Here is an 18,911-nt window from a genome sequence, read left to right as displayed (position 1 = left end):
TAATAACTTCTTTATCTTCACAATTGACCAATATGGAAATATTGTATGGGCTAATGATAAAAATAATCCTAACAATACCTATTTTAAACTTGGTTCTAATATTAAACCTTAATATATCGAAAACCTCAGTAAGGGTTTTAGAATATCAACAAAAGGCATTGAGAAGTGTATGTTCTCAATGCCTTTTGTCATTTTTTTATTCTTGGAAAATCCCTTATTATGCGAGAGGTCCAGCAAACTTTTAGCTAGATACTATACTTTTTATTTCTATCTATTTTGCTTCTATAGGTGATATTTCAGTTGGAATGATTGTCTCAATATATTCTTTAAGCACTATCTTTTTTGGACTTTCGTCAACTGTGTTAGATACCTTTACAAGTTTTATAAATAGTAAAGTATATTTCTCAAGAATAGCTGATATACTTACTAGCGATTTTGAAATAAATGATGGCGAAAAAAGAGAATTAGATGGAAGTATCAAACTAAAAAATGTTTCCTTTTCTTATACAAAGAATTCTAATAAAATTTTAGATGGAATTGATATTAATATTCAAACGGGTTCAAAGATAGCCATTGTTGGTAAATCAGGTTCTGGTAAAAGTACATTGTCAAAACTACTAGTTGGTTTATACACTCCAACAGAAGGTGAAATATTCTATAATAATATATCTTTTAATAAACTGGACAAAAAATCTATAAGGAAACAAATAGGAATTGTTCCACAAGATATAACCTTATTTAATAATAGTATATTTGAAAATATTGTAATGAATAGGTTAGATGTAACTGTAGAAGAAGTAATTGAAGCATGTAAAATAGCAAATATACATGATGAGATAGAAGCGATGCCTATGAAATATCATACTATCATCTCTGAGATGGGGTTGAATTTATCAGGTGGTCAAAGACAACGAATAGCACTTGCAAGAGCATTGGTGAATAAGCCTAAGATCATATTATTGGATGAAGCAACAAGTTTTTTGGATAATATAAATGAAAAACTGGTATCAGATGAATTTAAAAAAATTGGTGCTACGCAAATTGTTATTGCACACCGTCTATCTACAATTATTGATTCTGATATTATTTTTGTTCTAGAAAATGGATACGTAATAGAACAAGGTACTCATGAAGAGTTACTAAAACAAAAAGGACAATATTATTCACTGTATTCAAATAATGATATTACAAATAAAGGGGAGGTAGTATTATCGTGAACCGGTAATAAACCTTCTAATGTTTATTAAAGTGTAAACTTTATAAAGGACATTTTAAAAAAATCCCTGGGCAACTTTAAGAAGGTGATGTCTGTATTGTGCAGGCGTCATCTTTTTAGGCTCTACTGACCACGTGATGAGTGTACCCTGGATCATTTTCCTCTACTCATCAGTTTTAAAGATGTCTTCGACGATGAATCCTAATATTCTTTATATCGAATCCGGCATTTTTAAAGATTTGGTTAGAACATTTTCCCTTTTCATATTCCGCAAGCGTTATTGCCATAAATTCGCCTGTGTAAGTCTTCGCCATCTAGTTGTTATGTTCATTAAAAAAACGGTAATAGAGACTTTTTTATGTCTATCTTATAGGGGACATTATAGATTCATTAGGAGTTTTCAGTTATTGTAATATATTGGTGTTTAAAGTATTATTTAGGAATTCGTTGTTTAAAATATATAGTAAAATATTACAAACAGTGCTATATTATACATATATTATATTTTAAGGAGGATTTATTATGCATACAGCATTATGGAATGTTATACAAGTATTTAACGAAAGTGAAAGAGATAATATAGATTTAGAGGGATTAGGGTTTGCTAAGGAAATACTAGATGAAGAGACGTTTGCATTACTATTAGAGCATTTAAAAAGAAATATTAAAATAACTTCAGAACAATGGCTATAAATAGTTACAATATAGAAATCAAACAAAGTATACAACTTTTTATAAAAGAGTTTCTCAACAAAAGTAATCTACATAATGACATGAAAGAAACTATTTTGAAATTGTTATATTTAGAGGGTAAAATATTTAGTGTAACAAATTCCTATTTTACTTGGAGCGAATTTTCTTTCTATGTATCTTCATTACTCGATAATAAAACCCCGCATTTAAATAGAATTGCACAATCTGCTGCAATAGAATTACTTATTTTGTCAACAGATATTTTAGATGATCTTATTGATAATGATTTCAAAAGAGAGACACTCAACATTCTTACAAAGCCCCAAGCAATAATGCTATCTAATGCATTATTAATGGAGTCTTTAAATTTATTATTACAGAATACTAAAAGAAATCCGAATGAAATATTTTCACTTATTAATGAAAATTTGATTAACGCAAATAATGGTCAATGGGATGATTTATTCTTTACTTTAGATAAGCCTGGCGTTTCTGAGGAATTATATTTTCAATTGATCCAGCAAAAATCAAGCTCTCTTATAAAATTGATTTTTGATTTAAACAACTTATATTCCGAAAAGATTTCTGTACTAAAAGAGATTTCTATGTATATCGGATATGCAGGTCAAATTAGAAATGATGTCAAAGATATTTTTTCAACCATTAAGAACGATCTTATTGAAAAAAAAGCAACACTGCCATTAATAAAAGCTCTTGAATATAGTCAAGAGAAAGATAATGGCTTTTTACTTCAACAGTTGCAAACTATTGAAGTAAATAAAGAAAACCAAGTTCTTTTAAATGCAGTTAAAAAGTATATTACTAAAACAGGAGCAGTGGATTATTGTTTAATTTTATCGAAGTTATATATAAATAGAGCAAAAGAATTGTTACTTCAACATTATCCTAATAGTAGATTACATATTAGCTATATTATCAAACTTATTGATTAGGAGAATAAAATGTATAGAGCTGTTATTTTATTAATAATATTTTCTTGGCTTTTTAGTATTTATCTATTATATGATTCAATATTTTTTCATCAAAAATTAGAGCAAATACAACATAGTTTTGAATTGTTTATCTTATCTCCTAATATATCTAACTTCGGAACCCTAGTTCTATTAATCATTTATCATTATTCAACTTTTTTTATTGGAGCAGTTTATTTTCTAACGGGAATATATGCTTATATCCAAAAATCTACTTCGATTATCATTCGCAATTTTTTCTATCTGATGAGTGCAATAGGAATAGCTATCACATTTTCAAAGCCTTCAAGCTTCAACTTATCTTTGGCAAATGAAATTGAATTGCTATCAGTTAGTTTAACACCTTATTTTCTATTACTTTTTTTCGAATATTTTCCGTATTATAGCGAACGTCTCTTTTTAAAAAAAACTAAATATTTTCTTTTGAGTTTTGCGATTATTATTAATATTGTTTATTATAGTTCCCTCTATATGTATGGAGAAGACAGCTCACTAGTAATGTTATTCATAATATCAGCATTAGTAATCCAGATAGTATTCTCTATCTTCGCTTGTTTATATTTATTAATTAAATTATGGAAATCTAATTCTAAGTGGATTCAAAACCAATTAATTATTTTACTAGGAAGCCTTATTATTTCGTTTAGTCCAATCCTTTTCCTGAGTATTATACCAGGTAGTCTCTTACATCTAACTAATATACCGTTTAGTTATACTATTATTAGTATTATAGTATTACCTTTAACTTTAGCTTATTTATTGATAAAACAGGAAGTACTTGACTTTAACAAGAGTGTAAAAAGGTATGCCTATACTTTATTAATATTATTAGCAACGTTTTGTATAATAAATACTATCTTATTCTTTACTTCATTAAACTTTCAACAGATTATTTATCAAAATTTATTACTGATAGTGGCATTTTCATTATACGGCTGTTTTTATAAAATGATCGAACCAATAAGAACACGTAAATTGCAATCTAAGCTTTCGCAAATTCAAGAAGAAAAACAACTCATATTACGAGAAATTAATAGTGAAAAATTCCTTCAAACATGTGCTGAGCATATTACGAAATTAATACATAAAGTGGTAGACGTTAATGGAGCGTGTATTACCTGGGGAGAAGATAACCCTTTAATTTTATACGATTCTGGATTGTTTGAGAACGATGAAATAGCTGATAAAACAATTCATTCTTTGGTGGGAATCCCTCCTATATCTAGTGATTTTGTGAAAAAACCTCCGTATAATATATTCCCAATATTCAGGGGAGGAAAAATGTTTGCGGCAATAATAGTAGGGCAAAAGAGAAATTTAACAGCAATGGATAAAGAAGAAATAGTATTACTAAAAAAAATTCAAACAGAAGTATTTGACCTATTTATTAATGTACAAAGATTGCAAAAAATAGAAGAAGAATATAAATTATCACAACATTCTATATCATTAATAGAATACTTTAATTCTTATTTATTAAATGAGTTAGAAGCTGAGCGAAAAAGTTTATCGATTTTTTTACATGATGATATTCTCCAAAACTTAATACTATTATTAAAAAAGGTACAAGAGCTACCAAACTCAGTCAATTTTCAGGAATTTGAAAGGTATTTAAAATACTATATTAATGAAGTTCGAGATATGTGTAATAATTTACACCCAGTGTTAGTAGAAGATTTAGGTTTAGAGATTAGTTTAAAATCACTTGTAAAAAAAACAAGTAAAAATCATAATATTTTGCTAAATTTACATTACAACACATCACATAAAATTATACCAACTTCCTTATCAGTACATGTCTTTAGAATGATAAAAGAACTTATCAATAATGCTATTAAACATGCATCAGCAACCAAAATTGATATAAATGTAGAAGCATTTAACGATAATCTAACAATAAAGGTAATTGATAACGGTAAAGGGTTTTCGATTTCTGAAAATTATGATTTATACAATCAGAATAATTTTGGATTAATAACAGTGCAGAAAAAAGTAAATCAATTACAAGGAATATTTAATATAAATTCAACTTTAAATAACGGTACAACTATTACACTCACCTTACCTATTGATTGGAGTGAAAAAATTGGATATTAAAATTGTTATTATAGATGACCATATACTGCTATTAGAAAGTTTGAAAAATATCTTAATTAAAGATCCTGAAATCCAAGTTGTACATACTATTTCTAATCCGAAGTATCTTCTCAAGGATATTATGTTGCTGAATCCAGATATACTGTTAATGGATATTAGACTGAATTCATTTAACGGTCTAGAGTTAACGAAGAGCATCCTCAGTTGTATGCCACAAATTTCTATAATTATATTATCAGGTTATAATTATGAGGAATACATTGAAGCAGCTTATAATGTTGGGGCAAGTGCCTTTATAACAAAGGAAAAGTCAAATGAGGAATTAATAGCAACAATTAAGCAAGTATATATGGGATATAAAATATTTCCGAAGTTTGAAGTTAATCTTTTTTGCGAATCACTTACATCTAAAGAATGTGAGGTTTTGAAACATATAGCAGCTGACAAAACAAATATTGAAATTAGTGAAGATATGAGAATAGGAAAAAGAACAGTAGAGCATCATGTTTCCTCCATTATAAGGAAATTGGATGTAGATTCAAGAGTTGGTGCTGTCGTTAAAGCTATAAAAAGAGGATTACTTGATATTCATTAATATGAAATATTGTTCAATTTCTTTTTTAATTCACTTGTAAAAAAGGTATTGTTAATAGCATAAGTATTTTGCTATAGCTGCTGAAGTACCAAGGTCTTAATTACTTAGGTTAATATCTTTAGTCAAAGGAGCATCATATAAGGAATTTTTTCTTATAAATTGCTCCTTTTTAGAATAAAGAGGTTATCGTAATATGGAATGTTTGTTGATAAATTGAGAGATTGTTATATAACAAATGAAAATTAGATTAAAATGTATCTGGTGTTTCTAAATCGGTACTACGATATAAATCGTAGTATTTTCCATGTAAATTCATAAGTTCAAAATGTGTTCCTTGTTCAATGATTTCACCTTTATCTAGCACATAAATAATATCACTATTTTTTATAGTAGATAACCTATGGGCTATTATTATACATGTGCATCCTAAACTAGTTAAATAATTAGCAATTTTCATTTCATTAATTGAATCTAAGGAACTAGTCGCTTCATCTAAAAGAATGATTTGATGTTTATTTATTATTGATCTTGCCAAGGCAATTCTTTGTCTTTGTCCACCGGATAGATTTGAACCCATATCAGAAATTAATGTATTATACCCCATAGGCATATTTTCAATCTCTTCTGCAATTTGAGTGAATTTAGCTGCTTTTTTAACCTTATCTATCCCTATATTTGAATTTCCCATAGTAATATTATTATAAATTGAGTCATTTAGTAATTGAATTTCCTGAGGTACTATTCCCATCTGTTTGCGAATATGTTTTTTACTAATATATTTTATATTGGTATCGTCATAAAGTATATTACCTTCATTTGCTTTATATAAGCCTATTAGAATTTTCCCAAGTGTTGTTTTACCAGACCCTGATTCTCCAACAATAGCTACTTTCTGACCGCTTTTAATGTTTAAATTAATATTTTTCAATACCATATTTGATTGGTTAGTATATGAAAAATTTATATTTTCTAATTTAATGTTTCCTTTTAATTTAGGATAAGGATTAGAATTTTCTACCTCTATATCATCTTCAATTTCAATATCCGTAATGTCCTTAATTCTTTCTAAATTATTTGAAGCAATCCAAAATGTACTCCAAACCTGAAAGAATGTGGAACTAGTTGAAAAGAAAATGACTGTTAAAGAATAGAATGCGAGTAATTCACCTATGGTTAATGTTCCTTTTAAAAATTGATTCATACCACAAACTAATACAATTAAAGGGGAAATAGTTAATGTTAGTTGATTCAGTGTATTATAGATATTAGATATTCTACTCTGCTTTTTAAATCTATAGAGTACGTCATCTAGTTTATTTACGTATTTATTGTTAATTTGATCTTCCATAGCTGAAACTTTAATACCAAAAATAGAGGAAATAGTTTCTACTTGGATTTTTGATAATTTACTTCGTTCTACAATTTCATATAAATTTAATTCTTTAATTTGAGGCCTAATCATAATGGTGATTAGTAAATAAAAACTAAATAATATTAAAATAACAAGAGTTAATGGTACAGACTTATACATTAAATAGGAAAACATAAATATTAGGGCTCCAAAATCAAGAATTCCTTTAATCATATTTTCAGCTAAAAGGTCTCTAACTATATCAAGACTACTGATGCGATATAGTATATCTCCTTTAGCTCTCGTCTCGAAAAATTTATATGGCACTTTTAATATATGATTGAATATATTTTTAAAGATTGAACTTTCCAGTATTGCTTTAATTACTATCAAGTAATGCCCTTTAATGTATAAAAATAATGCACTTAGAAAAATAAAGCCTATAAAAACTAATAATATAATCCAATCTAACTCGTTACTATAAATAACATTATCCATTAATTTTTGTATAAGAATAGGTAATGCTAGTGTAGATATATAAATAAGTAAGGATATTAGAAATATCATAGTAAATAACATCTTGTTATTTAAGATGTAAGGAACTAACATTTTAATTGCATACTCTTTTTTATTATAGGGAGAAAATGACTCATCAGGTGAAGGAACTAAGATAACACCTGTAAAGCTTTTTTCAAATTCCTCTTGCCCTAATGTTATTCTCCCAATAGCAGGATCTACAATGATAAATTTTCTACTCTTGACTTTTTCTAATACCACAAAATGATTGTTGTTCCAGTGTAATATAATAGGACTGTTAAATTTTTTTAACCCATCGACAGAAGTCCTATAAGCTTTTGAATAAAAGTTCATCTTTAAAAATAAATTATGTAATTGATTTAATGTCAACCCATCTCTTCCGGTTTCTGATATTTCTCTTAATTTATACATTGGCTGATAACTTTTATGATATCTTAAAATCATAGCTACACAGCATAATCCACATTCAGTTGGATGTAATTGTTCAATAAATGGGACTGATTTTTTTTTTTTCATCCTATCAAACCCTTTGCAATATTTGATAATAAGGCACTATTAATATTCTAATAGCACCTTTTTTGAAATCACTCACTCCATCCACAATATTTCAGGCATCTCTGCCTTGTGTCCATATTTCAATAAGCTATAACCGTATCCAGCTAATCCAATCATTAAGCCGTAAACACTTGCTGTTCTAAACGATGGTTTGTTCCAGTTTTGAGAGATATGATGATTAAATATCTCGTTAAAAGTCTCATTGCATTGTTCAAAAAGAGACTCATCATCTAAAACAGTGGCAAGATAAAACAAAACCCCTATACTTCCCAAATCACCATGACATAGAGTTATGTTATTTCCAAAACCTTTCTTAAGTGTAGTCTCTAATGCAATATTTATTTCTTCAGTGATTTCTTCATCAAAATAACCATGATTTATTAAAATACTTCTACTTAATAAAATGCCTGTAGCGCCATGGCACCATGCAATACTGTCAGAATCTCCACTGATTTGTGTTCGCCAATTTTTTGTTACTGGTGAGTACAATTCTCTCTCGAAATTTAAAGCTTTTTTAATCAATTGAGAGATGTTTTTATCTTTTGTAATTTTATAGAAACGGCCTAAACTTGCAATAATACCACTTGTTCCATGAGCAAAGCCTGTATAACCACCATCTCCATTAGTGTCAACCTGCCCCCAAAAAATTGAATTTTCATTGAATTCAATTGTATTTTTTGATATTTTTTCGAATATGCAGTAGCAAGATTTTAATAATTTGTTTTTAATTTTTTCGTTGTCTGAGACATTATATATAGAAATAAATACAGATAAAGCACCAGCCATTCCACCCAATAACTCTATCTGCGTATCATTATCTAAATGTTCCAGTGTGGTATCTATATGCTGTAAAGCTATATTTTTAAATTTTTCTATCTCCAAGATATTTCCTACATGATATACCGTATACAAAATACCGGATAGACCTGTAAAAGCACCAATATTCAAGGGTATTTCTTTGTGTTTATTAATACTTTCTAATACTTTTAGAGAAGGAGAAAGTGTTTCTATAGCAGCTTGTTTAAATCTTTCTAAATTAGTGATAGAAGCTAAATATGCAAAAAATAATGATATTCCACTATTCCCTTTATATACATCTACGTCTACGGAAGAAACATGAGATGTTACTTCATTTTTTCCATATACCATTAATCCAAACCAGGTTCTATCTCCAGATTCAGCATTATAAATACTTTCATTTATTAAACGATCCCCAATTTTGATTGCCGTATTCAGGAAATCAGATTTAGTAGGTTTTTCTACTCTACTAAAATCCCTAAAAGTTTTAAATTCTATATTTGTTTCTTGTTTTTCATCATTAATACTTGTATGCATATAGGAAAGATCAATTAAAGTAATTTGCTTATTTAAATCTGTTTCATTCATTTGTTGGATTTTAGTAATAACAGTTTCTATAGTGGAATGCTCAAATTCAAAATTAGGAATAATTTTGTTTTTTGAATCAACTAATACTTTTTTATCTACATACACAGAAAAGTAGGGAATGTCACCATTCATTAAATCTCTATGCTCTTGATATGAAAAATATTCAAATCCTTTTTTTAACTCTGACAAGGCAATTCTACTAAAGTAAACTTCTCTATGAATGGGGTTCCTTAATAAATCCGGATGATAACTAGATGTTAAAAGTTGAGAGTAAATAAACGTAGGCTTACAAACTACTCTACATTTTTCATTGGTATATAGTTCGCGGAGTTTATTTGTAAAACAAGTTTTATTATCCATTATCCACCTATACATATTTATAAAACCGCATTGTATATCATCTATAAACAATTCAGATTGAATCAATTCTTCATTAATGCGCGGATTGTTATCATTAATATCTAATAGACCATAATCTGTTATTACTCTAATTTCGTCTGAGTTTTTATTAATTATCACACTTGATTTTATAGGAGCTTGTTGTTTTGTAGATCCTGCCATTCCACCGAAGTCGACTACCTTGGTGTTATTTTCATTTTTATTAATCGTCATTCGACTGGGTAGAAGAAATATTGAATATACCGACTTATTAATAAAATCCTGTGTGGTATTAATAACAGTTTCCTCACGTAACTTATTTTCAAAATCGGGCTGTAATAAAGTTTCTAAATCTATTAAATAAGGATGCTCTCCTGAAGCAATTAAATTTTCACTATGGAAGTCTTTGGCGTTCAAAGCGTATAGCAAGCATAATAATTGTCCAGATCTAATATAAAAGAGTTTAACTTGATCAATATTGTTACATGATGTGTGTTCAATAAATTCCATCCAACCATGGTCATCTTTGGTATATACTTTAGCTGATTTTATATCTTTTAAATGTTCACTTTTATTATTCTCTATCCAAGATAAAAGCTCAGAATATTTTTGATCAAATGCTAAAGATCTAGGTTTATATACAACCTTTTTATTACCTTCGAATGTTAATATAGATACCGTTTTACCTCCGTTATGAGTGTCTCCCATATTTAATGAAACATTAATTAGTTTACCGATACATTCTGTATCGAACAGTGCAATAGATATATTCTTTAATTCTTGAGATGTGGTATGTAACATGTTAAAAAGAAAGTTTAAATAATTATTGATAATTGTAAATAATAAATTTGTTAATGATTCATATTCTATATATAAAGCTTTTAGATATTCTCTATTTTCTAATTTTACGTTTGTATAATATTGAAATCTCTCTTCTGAAGTTTCACCGAAAAGATTTCCTTGTTCTTTTTCATAATCAATTTCAAATATTAACGTTTTATAACTAACATTGAATGCAATATGGTACATATGAATAAAAATATCAGAATAAAATGAGTCCTTATTATATATAAAATTTAATTTGTCGAAATTTTCTGTGTATTTGTTAAGCTCGTTTAAGAAAATAGGTTTGAAAAAGTTTAAAAATGGGAAATCTTCTTTTTTTAAACTAGAAAGAATACAAGATAAATCTTTATCCGGATTAAAATTAAAAAAGGAATCAATCTTTTGCTTATTAAGAGCAAACCGTATTGATTCTTTTTCCCATTCTTCTTTGAAAACAGCAATGTCTTTATTAGTTGATTTGAAAATTATGTCTTCGAATTCGTTTGGGTCTTTTAATTCTGGGAAGAATTTTTTCCAATAATTTAGTACATCTTGAAAATCAATTTTTGGAATTTGTTCTCTCTCATTTATTATCATAATCTACTCCTATCTAAAAAGGGCGGTACCAAAATAGAGTACGCACCCTTTTCGAAAAACTTCTTTTTGACAAAAAAATTAGCAGGGAGTTGTTCCATTACATTCTGCAGACCAAGTACAAGCCATTCCATAATTGTTCCCTAGTCCAGCAGCCTGAGCAAGCGCTCTAGAGATAGCATCATTTGTTCCACCAGCTACTAATGACATGTCTTGTTCATTAATTTCTTCAAAAAGATTTCCTGCAGGATTGTTGTCATTTATTGAAAGCTTATTTTTAATAATTGGATTTTTCGTCATGAAAATCCCTCCTTTTTATTGTAATGAGATATCTCAAATACTATTATACGGATTTATTTTACAAAAAAATCCGTATTTACCGAAATTATATATAAAAATTATTTTATGTAAATTCGTTGATTGTATAGAAATGGGAATGTTATTATATGTAATTGAAACTATGCGACAGAGGGAGGAGAAGAATTGAGTAATATTTTAACGTTGTCAAATGTTACGAAGAGTTATAAAAATACCAAAGTTATTAATAATGTTTCTTTCTCAGTTCCAAAAGGGGAAGTAATAGGTTTAGTAGGACCTAATGGAGCAGGAAAGACAACACTTATGCGAATTATTATGGGGTTAATAACAAAATTTGAAGGTGAGGTTCAGTTTAATATTGAAAAGCAGTCTTTACCACAATCTCATGGAAAACGTATAGGAGGACTGATTGAATATCCTAGTTTTTATCCCCATATGAGTGGGATGGATAACCTTATTTATTTTTCAGAGATTTCAGGTGGGTTTGATAAAGACAGTGTTTTATCTATCATTCATTTATTGGGAATAGAGGGTTTTATTTATAAGAAAGTTAAGAAGTATTCTTTAGGAATGAAACAGAGATTAGGAATTGCACAGGCATTAATTAATAATCCTAAATTATTAATTTTAGATGAACCTACCAATGGATTAGATCCTGAGGGGGTTGCTGAAATAAGAGAGATATTAGAAAAAGTTTCAAAAGAGAAAGGCATATCAATTCTTATATCCAGCCATATTTTATCAGAAATAGAAGCTGTTTGTGATAAAGTCTTGTTTTTGAAGAAAGGAACAGTAGTAGATTATATTGATTTGAAAACAGAAAAACAGACTGAAAGAGAAATTCATGAATTTATCATAGAATCTAAAAAAATAGAAATGGTAAAAAAATTTTTAATTGATGTTAAGAAAATACCTATTATAGAAATAGATCAAGATAAAATAAAGTTTCAATATGTTTATAAGGAATCGGAATTGCTTATTGTGGAATTGGTAAATAATAAAATTAGTATAAATGCTATTTATCCTCTGAGAAAAGACTTAGAAAAGAAATTCTTTGAGTTAATGGGGGGAAATAAGATTGAATAGAGCTATAAGAGTATCAATATTAGAGGTTAAGCAATTATTCAAAAGATATGGGATATGGTTAAGTGTATTTATTGCAGTTATGTACACTATTTTAATTTATCTAAAAAAATCAATGTATCCATCTCCTTCGGATTTGGATACATATTACGATTATTTTGGTGATATTTCGTACTATATTATCCTTATTATGCCTTCTTTTATAGTATCAAGAGAGTTTTCATTAAAAACTTCCAGAATTATATTCACAGGATCTTTATCGCGTACAAATATAGTTCTATCTAAATTACTTACTCTACTTTTAATTGGTTGTATTGTAGGAACTATACACCGATTATTAGCAAATTTATTATGGATAATTGAACATAATAAATTTACCTTGGTTAATCTTACACACGATATATTAATTAATATAATAAATTATTTACTTATTTCTTTTTTTGTTTCGGGTTTATCTTTCATCATTGGGTTTATTACTTTTAGTCAAATCGCAACAATAGTTACCATTATTTCCGTATTCTCATTTGAAGGTATTATTAGAGGTATTATATTAGTAAAATTAGACGCTACTACAAGATTAGCTTTTTGGATTAGAGAGAATCCATTGGCTTTGGTTTATAAGGGAATACAATATAATGATATAACAATATCTAATAGTATTTGTTTAGCATTAACAGGTTTAGGATTATTTTTAATATCTTTAATAATTATTAATAAAAGAGAAATTTAGGAGATTGATAAAATATGACCGGAATTTTTTCTGTAAGTCGATTGGAAATAAAAAAAATATTTGATACTTCAACATTCGTTTTTTTATTATTATTAGCTATTACAACAATTGTGGATAATGTTATTTATCACCAAATGAACTTAAATAAAAGTGTAGAGTTAAGTGGTAATATTGGTATATCCTTATTTATTATCCAAATTTACTTCATTTATTTGGGAAGTAATATGGTTGGATCTGAGTTTGGTTATGGAACTTCGAACATAGTGTTTAGCAGTATATATAGAAGAAGTCAAATAATCCATATCAAGACTATTTCGTTTTTATTTTATACTTCTTTATATGGTATTTTTAATATACTAATTGGATTAATCATTCAACTTAGCATTGGTAAAAGTTTTACTGTTATGGAGATACTAAGTACGCTATTCTCAGTTTGGATTGTTTATATTATTTATTTCTCCTCGATCTTATCAGTAGGTCTTTTTACAATATCTATTACGTTTAATCGAGTGTACGCATTACTAATTGGATATGTTTTATACATATTTTTATATAGTATTGGTACACAAATTATAGATAGAGATGATAGTTGGATTAAGACGATTATGGAGTATACTCCGTTTTATATCGCTTCAGATGGTTTTAATGCGCTTAACTATAGTTTAAATGATATTGTTTATTTAAGTATTTTTTCAATTATAATTTATATTATAGGTCTCTATATTATGAAAAAGAGAGATTTGAAATGATATAAAGGATGAGTTGTTTTATTTAAAAGCTTTAGATTTAATTATCTTCTTGATTTAATATTGTTTGTCATCGTTATGATGGAAACTATGATTGAATTAAAAATAATACTATATTGTTTTATTGAAATATTCTCAGTTTATCCGGGAAGTATAATTTTAATGTAGTACCTATATTTTCTTGAGAATCGACACCTATTTGTAAGCCTAACTTTTGAGATAAAGTCTTACAAAGATACAAACCCATTCCAGTCGATTTAACATAGTTCCTTCCGTTAGTTCCTGTGAATCCTCGATTAAAAATTCTTTCAATATCAGCTGCTGCTATCCCTATACCGTTGTCTGATATTAACAATAAAGTACCGTTCTCTACCTTTTTTGCAATAAAAGATATTTTAAGTGAATTATGTCGATACTTAATAGCATTATCTATTAACTGTTTTAAAATAAAAACGATCCACTTTGAATCAGATGTGACTTTCAAATCAAGGTTATCCTTATGTACGTTACCATTAGCACGAATAATACTTAGTGATAGTGATTTAATGGCTAAATCAACAACAGTTTCTAGGGTAAATGTTTCAATTCTATAATCCTGATTTAAAGTACTACTTCTTGCAAAATATAAAGTTTGTTCAACATAACCTTCAATCTTTAATATTTCTTCTTGTATAGGGATATTTTCAGTCGTTTTATGATTGCTTAAAATTAACTTTAGAGCAGTAATAGGTGTTTTTATTTCATGCACCCATAATTCAATATAATCGTTATAATCACGTTGAGAATTTTTTAGTGAAAAAATACAATCGTTCATGTCTTTTGTTGCTTCTTTCAGGAAGTTGTAAAATAATTTTCCGGAGAAAAAGTGGGGTTCTTCTATAATGTCTGCAATATATGTTTTTTCTTTGATTTGTTTTGAAATAATTTTTATCTCATCATAATAGTTTTTTAATTGATAGTATTCTACACCTAATGGTATGAAGAAGAAAAAAAGGGAAATTAAATTGATTACTATTACTAAACTTCCATTTTCATTATACAAGTAGAGTATACAAGAAATAATAAACAATGAAAGAAGGTGAAATAGTACTGATAACTGTTTTTCCTTTAGGAATGCGGTTAAATTCATAATTGATAACCTTGTCCTCTCTTAGTTAGTAAATACCTTTTTAAACCAATGGATTCCAATTTACGTCTTAACCTTGAAATATTAACATTTAAAGTGTTTTCATCAACGAAATCACCATTCTGCCAAAGTTCATTCATTAATTCATCTCTAGAAACAACGTTACCTTTATTCAACATTAGAAGTCGAAGAATACATAGTTCGTTCTTCGTAAGTTCTATTTCTACTTCGTTATAAATCGCCTTGCTTTTTAATACTTCCAGAGTCAAATCTTTATATGTAAGAAGAACGCTTTTGGAAATTTCATATGTCCTTTTTAAAACAGATTGAATATGAGCCAAAAGAATTTGTAAATCATAGGGCTTTGTAATAAAGTCATCCGCCCCTATTTGAAGACTTAATAGTTCATCAAAGGAATTATCGCGGCTAGTCACTATAATAATGGGAACTGATGATGACTTACGAATCTCTCGACAGACTTGAAAACCGTCTCTAATAGGAAGATTGAGGTCTAAAAGTATTAAATGAGGCATGCTTTTTAATACATCCTCTTCAATTTTTGTAAAATCATCGCTACTTATGCACTCGTATCCATATTTAGATAGGAAATCAAAAAGTTCCTTTCTGATAATGGGATCATCTTCGATTATGAATATTTTCATCATACATTCTCCTCCGTAAAAATTTACTCTTCATGTTAATGATAACCCAATAACTGGATGAAACTCTATAGTATTCAACTAATTAGGGGCTATTATAGTGAAATGTTAGAAAAATTACAAAACAGTAATAAAATGATATAAAGACCGATATTTTATAAAATTGTTTAATGTTAATCTAATAGTAAGAGATGGATGAATGGCCCATAAAAGGGGGTAGTTGGAGATAAATGAATACAATATTAAGAGTTGAAAATATTGAAAAAGTATATGGAAATAAAGGGAATGTGACACATGCACTGAAAAATGTTTCATTTGAAGTGCAAAAAGGTGATTTTATTGCCATCATGGGGCCGAGTGGAAGTGGTAAATCGACCTTGCTTAATTGTATTTCAACCATAGATACTACAACTGCAGGTCATGTATTTATAGATGGTGAAGATATTACAAAATTAAAGGGCAATAAATTATCAAAATTCAGAAGTGAAAAATTGGGGTTTATTTTTCAGGAATATAATTTACTTGATACATTATCCGCATTTGAAAATGTGTCTTTGGCGTTATCTATAATCAATTATCCAGTAAATGAAATTGAATCCGAAGTCGATAGAGTTGCCGCTGCATTAGATATAAAAGAAGTATTATACAAGTATCCATATCAAATGTCGGGAGGTCAACAGCAAAGAATTGCAGCAGCTAGAGCAATTGTAACTAGGCCTACTTTGTTATTAGCAGATGAGCCGACGGGGGCTCTTGATAGTAAGTCTGCAAAAATGTTATTAAAGAATTTAGAAATTTTAAATCAACAACAGGAAGCTACTACTTTAATGGTTACTCATGATGCTTATAATGCTAGTTTTTGTAGAAGAATTATTTTTCTAAAGGATGGGCAAATTTTTAATGAACTAATAAGAGGAAACGATGATCGTAGAACTTTCTTTAATCGAATTATGGAGGTTGTCGCACTGTTAGGGGGAAATATCAATGATGAATTTTAAATTGATATATAAAAATGTGCGCAGAAGTATTAAAGATTACGCTATTTATTTTCTGACTCTTGCTTTAGGTGTTAGCTTATTCTATGCTTTTAATTCAGTTTCATCTCAGCCAGCCTTAAATAATTTAAATTATTCAATGGAGGTTTTTGGTGATGCGCTAGTTTTATATATAGGACTATTAACGAAATTTATTGCAATTGTTTTTGCTTTTCTCATTATATATGCAAATCAGTTTATAATGAAGCGAAGAAAAAAAGAGATGGGCATCTATATGACATTGGGGATGAGCAAATGGCGGATATCCTCTATTTTTGTAGGTGAGACCTTTTTAGTAGGCTTATTTGCTTTAATTATTGGACTTGGGCTTGGATTTTTAATGTCACAAGTAATTTCAATACTAGCTTTAAAAATGTTTGTAGGAAATGCTGTTGGATATAAACTGTTGTTATCTATAGAAGCTATAAAGGAAACCATTACAAGTTTTTCTATTATTTTTATTGTAGTGGCGCTCTTTAACACACGTAATATTATGAATATTAAACTTATCGATTTATTAATTGCAAATAGAAAAAACCAAGAATTAAAAGTTCATAACAAATGGGTAACAAGTATTCTTTTCTTATTATCAATTATTTCTATAATTTTTGGAACATTATTGTTAATGAAGTATGGGCTTGATAAGAAATACCTAACGGGAATAGTATCCCTTCTTGGTGTGGGTATTGTTTTGTTCTATTATACAATTTCTGGTGTAATGATATTTTTAGCAAAAAGAAATAAGAAAATGTATTTTAAAGAGTTAAATTCATTTTTATTTCGACAATTTGGAAGTAAAATGCAAATAAATTTTCTCGTGATAAGTATCTTATGCGCATTACTGATGGCTTCACTTGTTGTACTAGGGACAGGATTTAGTGTTACTAGTTCAATGAATAAACAAGTTACCTCGGCAACTCCATTTGATCTAACAATTGCTCAACCATATGAAGATAACATAGGTCTTTTAGAAAGAGCGGAACAAGATGATATTCCACTTAAAGAAAATCTTAAAGATTACGTTGAAATAAAGTTATACAATACCGGTTTAACATACGGAGATTTGTTTAAAGGGCAGCAAGTAGAACTATCTGACTTAGAACAAGAAATACTTATGTCGCAAGTTACTTTTATAACTGAAACAGATTACAATCAACTACTGGAATTATTAGGGGAAAAACAGATCAAGTTAGAGGAAAACAATTACATTATTAATGCAAGCTATGAACGTTTTATAAAGTATATACAGTATTTCCTCAACAATGAGGGGAAAGTTTCGATTGGAGACAATGAACTAATTCCTGCAGACAAAAATGTATTTGATAATATTATTTACTTAACAAATTCGACAACGGCAAATGATGTAGGGACAATAGTTGTACCAGATGAAATGAGTAGTTTAATGAATCCAGATAGTTTTTTACTAAATGGTATTTTTCCCTCACAAGAAATTGAGGGCAAGGTCTATAAAGTAATGAATAATAAATGGATTGAGAAATCTTTGGATGGCAGCATATACTATGTCACTAAAGGTGTAATACAAGACACATACTTCGGAGTGTTTGGTGTAATAGCTTTTATTTGCAGTTACTTAGGAATAGTATTAATGATTGTCACCTTATCAATATTAGCATTACAACAACTAACAGAAACACAAGATAACAAAGAAAGATATATGACATTATCAAAAATTGGTGCAGATAAAAAAATGATTAATAGGCTGTTATTTAGACAAATTGGGTTTTATTTTATTTCACCTTTAATTTTGGCTAGTATATTATCAATCTTTACTACTAAAGTAGTGTTGGAGAAATTAGAACCGTTTTTTGAAATCTCAATTAAACAAAATATGTTTGTCAGCTTTGGAATTATACTATTACTTTATGCAATATATTTTATTGCAACTTATCAAAGTGCAAAGCAAGTAGTCGTAGATGGTAGACTTAAATAAAGAAGGAGCAGATAGAATGACTGAATTTCTAACGAGTATGGGATT

The 18,911-nt window shown here is 28.3% G+C and carries 15 protein-coding genes; 10 read left to right on the top strand and 5 right to left on the bottom strand.

The genetic code is table 11. From position 1 onward, the window contains the following. Positions 1 to 305 precede the first annotated feature (305 nt). The 5 genes from ACQKMV_RS15360 (at position 306) to ACQKMV_RS15340 (ending at position 5,593) form a co-directional block, all read left to right on the top strand. On the top strand, positions 306 to 1,217 hold the full coding sequence (locus ACQKMV_RS15360) for a peptidase domain-containing ABC transporter (protein WP_427505002.1): 912 nt from the start codon (positions 306 to 308) through the stop codon (positions 1,215 to 1,217). A gap of 521 nt (positions 1,218 to 1,738) precedes the next feature. Next, positions 1,739 to 1,909, top strand: coding sequence for a hypothetical protein (locus tag ACQKMV_RS15355; protein ID WP_427505001.1), 171 nt, complete (start codon positions 1,739 to 1,741; stop codon positions 1,907 to 1,909). 95 nt (positions 1,910 to 2,004) lie between these two features. After that, on the top strand, positions 2,005 to 2,862 hold the full coding sequence (locus ACQKMV_RS15350) for a polyprenyl synthetase family protein (protein ID WP_427505000.1): 858 nt from the start codon (positions 2,005 to 2,007) through the stop codon (positions 2,860 to 2,862). Positions 2,863 to 2,871: 9 nt separating this feature from the next. Further along, entirely contained in the window at positions 2,872 to 4,998 is a 2,127-nt protein-coding gene (locus ACQKMV_RS15345) for an ATP-binding protein (RefSeq protein WP_427504998.1), read from the top strand. Beyond that, positions 4,988 to 5,593: a response regulator gene (locus ACQKMV_RS15340; RefSeq protein ID WP_427504997.1), complete on the top strand. Its 606-nt coding sequence runs from the start codon at positions 4,988 to 4,990 to the stop codon at positions 5,591 to 5,593. Before ACQKMV_RS15345 ends, ACQKMV_RS15340 begins: the two co-directional genes overlap by 11 nt. A 247-nt stretch (positions 5,594 to 5,840) precedes the next feature. On the opposite strand, the gene ACQKMV_RS15335 is transcribed toward ACQKMV_RS15340, so the two are convergent. The 3 genes from ACQKMV_RS15335 to ACQKMV_RS15325 all read right to left on the bottom strand — a co-directional run bounded on the left by ACQKMV_RS15335 (position 5,841) and on the right by ACQKMV_RS15325 (position 11,519). Continuing rightward, positions 5,841 to 7,997: a peptidase domain-containing ABC transporter gene (locus ACQKMV_RS15335; protein WP_427504996.1), complete on the bottom strand. Its 2,157-nt coding sequence runs from the start codon at positions 7,995 to 7,997 to the stop codon at positions 5,841 to 5,843. A 72-nt stretch (positions 7,998 to 8,069) separates the two neighbouring features. After that, complete coding sequence (locus ACQKMV_RS15330; protein WP_427504994.1) at positions 8,070 to 11,222, bottom strand: type 2 lanthipeptide synthetase LanM family protein; 3,153 nt, start codon at positions 11,220 to 11,222, stop codon at positions 8,070 to 8,072. Positions 11,223 to 11,300: 78 nt separating this feature from the next. Beyond that, complete coding sequence (locus tag ACQKMV_RS15325) at positions 11,301 to 11,519, bottom strand: plantaricin C family lantibiotic (RefSeq protein WP_427504993.1); 219 nt, start codon at positions 11,517 to 11,519, stop codon at positions 11,301 to 11,303. Positions 11,520 to 11,702: 183 nt separating this feature from the next. On the opposite strand from ACQKMV_RS15325, the gene ACQKMV_RS15320 reads away from it, so the two are divergent. Genes ACQKMV_RS15320 through ACQKMV_RS15310 form a run of 3 tightly spaced genes read left to right on the top strand, consistent with a single transcriptional unit; the run spans position 11,703 to position 14,099 of the window. Next, positions 11,703 to 12,623 carry an ABC transporter ATP-binding protein gene (locus ACQKMV_RS15320; RefSeq protein ID WP_427504991.1) on the top strand — a complete coding sequence of 307 codons (921 nt, stop codon included), beginning with the start codon at positions 11,703 to 11,705 and terminating at the stop codon, positions 12,621 to 12,623. After that, positions 12,616 to 13,350, top strand: a complete 735-nt coding sequence (locus ACQKMV_RS15315; protein ID WP_427504989.1) for a hypothetical protein — start codon at positions 12,616 to 12,618, stop codon at positions 13,348 to 13,350. The genes ACQKMV_RS15320 and ACQKMV_RS15315 overlap by 8 nt, the downstream gene beginning before the upstream one ends. Positions 13,351 to 13,364: 14 nt before the next feature. Beyond that, positions 13,365 to 14,099, top strand: coding sequence for a hypothetical protein (locus tag ACQKMV_RS15310; RefSeq protein ID WP_427504988.1), 735 nt, complete (start codon positions 13,365 to 13,367; stop codon positions 14,097 to 14,099). Positions 14,100 to 14,217: 118 nt separating this feature from the next. Here ACQKMV_RS15310 and ACQKMV_RS15305 read toward each other — a convergent pair whose 3' ends face one another. Together ACQKMV_RS15305 and ACQKMV_RS15300 are read right to left on the bottom strand one after the other, a co-directional pair. Beyond that, complete coding sequence (locus tag ACQKMV_RS15305; RefSeq protein WP_427504987.1) at positions 14,218 to 15,225, bottom strand: sensor histidine kinase; 1,008 nt, start codon at positions 15,223 to 15,225, stop codon at positions 14,218 to 14,220. Next, on the bottom strand, positions 15,222 to 15,887 hold the full coding sequence (locus ACQKMV_RS15300; protein ID WP_427504985.1) for a response regulator transcription factor: 666 nt from the start codon (positions 15,885 to 15,887) through the stop codon (positions 15,222 to 15,224). Before ACQKMV_RS15300 ends, ACQKMV_RS15305 begins: the two co-directional genes overlap by 4 nt. A 224-nt stretch (positions 15,888 to 16,111) precedes the next feature. Here ACQKMV_RS15300 and ACQKMV_RS15295 point away from each other — a divergent pair, with 224 nt between their 5' ends. Together ACQKMV_RS15295 and ACQKMV_RS15290 are read left to right on the top strand one after the other, a co-directional pair. Next, a complete protein-coding gene (locus ACQKMV_RS15295) occupies positions 16,112 to 16,879 on the top strand; it encodes an ABC transporter ATP-binding protein (protein WP_427504983.1) in 768 nt (255 codons plus the stop codon). After that, entirely contained in the window at positions 16,866 to 18,866 is a 2,001-nt protein-coding gene (locus tag ACQKMV_RS15290; RefSeq protein WP_427504982.1) for an FtsX-like permease family protein, read from the top strand. The genes ACQKMV_RS15295 and ACQKMV_RS15290 overlap by 14 nt, the downstream gene beginning before the upstream one ends. The last annotated feature ends 45 nt before the right edge of the window (positions 18,867 to 18,911 follow it).

The sequence above is a fragment of the Lysinibacillus sp. NPDC094403 genome, assembly GCF_050278745.1.
GTDB lineage: Bacteria > Bacillota > Bacilli > Bacillales_A > Planococcaceae > Lysinibacillus.
This window is presented reverse-complemented; position numbering and strand designations above follow the sequence as displayed.